A 1,086-nucleotide genomic window follows, 5' to 3' on the forward strand; every position below is an offset into this window, starting at 1 on the left:
GGATTCCAGAGTTCACGCCCTATCCCGAGCCGCTTCCCGACAAGTCGCCGGATGGAGTCCGAAACCGCTGCTTCCAGCGAGTCGGTATAGCCCATATGGGGATTGTTGGGATTATATTCCGCCTCACCCCACGCAATCCCAACGAGGTGCTGCCGAATAATGAGGACGGTCTGCACCACTACTGTGGTGCCTCGCGTCATCTCGCGGAGGGAGAGGACGCATGCGTGGTTGAATCCGAATACCTCGTCCAACCGCCGGATATAATACTCCCACGGTAAATACACCAGTGGGCGATACCCGCCCGCTCTGTCTCGGACATTTCGGATTTGAATCTCGCCCATTTCTTCTTCGGAAATTGGGCGGGTCAACTTCTTCATTTCTTCTTCGGAAATTTCAAGGGTGGTTGGGGGTTTCAGCTGTCGGATGAATTCAACCAGCGTTGAGCTCAGTGCCGAGTGCAGGGGGTAGGTTTCGGTGGACTGGGCAGGCTGAATGGTTTGAGTTGCGGGCGGTGGCGGAAGCGGTCGGCGAGTAGGAATAGAGGGCTGCTGGGTGGATACTTCGCCCTCCCCAGAAACGGGGGGCTGGGGCTGATTTTCGGCCCCGGTGTTCTCCCCGAAAAACTCGGGGGTTGGTGTGTTGGTGAATTCTTCCATTTTACCTCCTTACAATTTTTCAGCGTCTGACCGCTTTTTAGCGAACTGCGGCTGGACGGAGAGCAACCCCTCCCAGTCCTCGCCATCAAACTTATTCCACCCCCCATGCGAGGAACACTGGGGGGCGAACTGCGGCCGCTTGCGGAGCAACCGCGACCAGTCCCAGCCATTAAACTTCTCCCACCCCCTGTGTTCCGTGCACAGGGTGGCAAACTGGGGCTGCTCGCGGAGCAGCTGCGTCCAGTCGCTGCCATTAACCTCTTTCCACCACTCCCCCCAGCTGATAGAGTGGTTCAGAAGTCCGGGAGGACATTGTTTGAGAAACTCGGGGTGGTATAATGCCCAGAGCCTCCATTTCTCCGGGCAGTTCTTTACGATGTCCTCCGCGGTGGGCTGGGTTTCAGCCCACTCTATGGCCGCCCGGCAGGCC

2 protein-coding genes are annotated in these 1,086 nt (G+C 57.8%); both read right to left on the bottom strand.

Annotated features, from left to right (window positions below; translation table 11 throughout):
* On the bottom strand, positions 1–656 hold a 656-nt coding region (locus ABJK56_RS06675; protein WP_347243887.1), incomplete at its 3' end, for a hypothetical protein.
* 9 nt (positions 657–665) lie between these two features.
* Positions 666–1,086, bottom strand: a 421-nt coding sequence (locus tag ABJK56_RS06680) for a hypothetical protein (protein ID WP_347243888.1), incomplete at its 5' end; no start/stop codon positions are given.

The organism is Thermogutta sp., from assembly GCF_039793925.1.
GTDB lineage: Bacteria > Planctomycetota > Planctomycetia > Pirellulales > Thermoguttaceae > Thermogutta.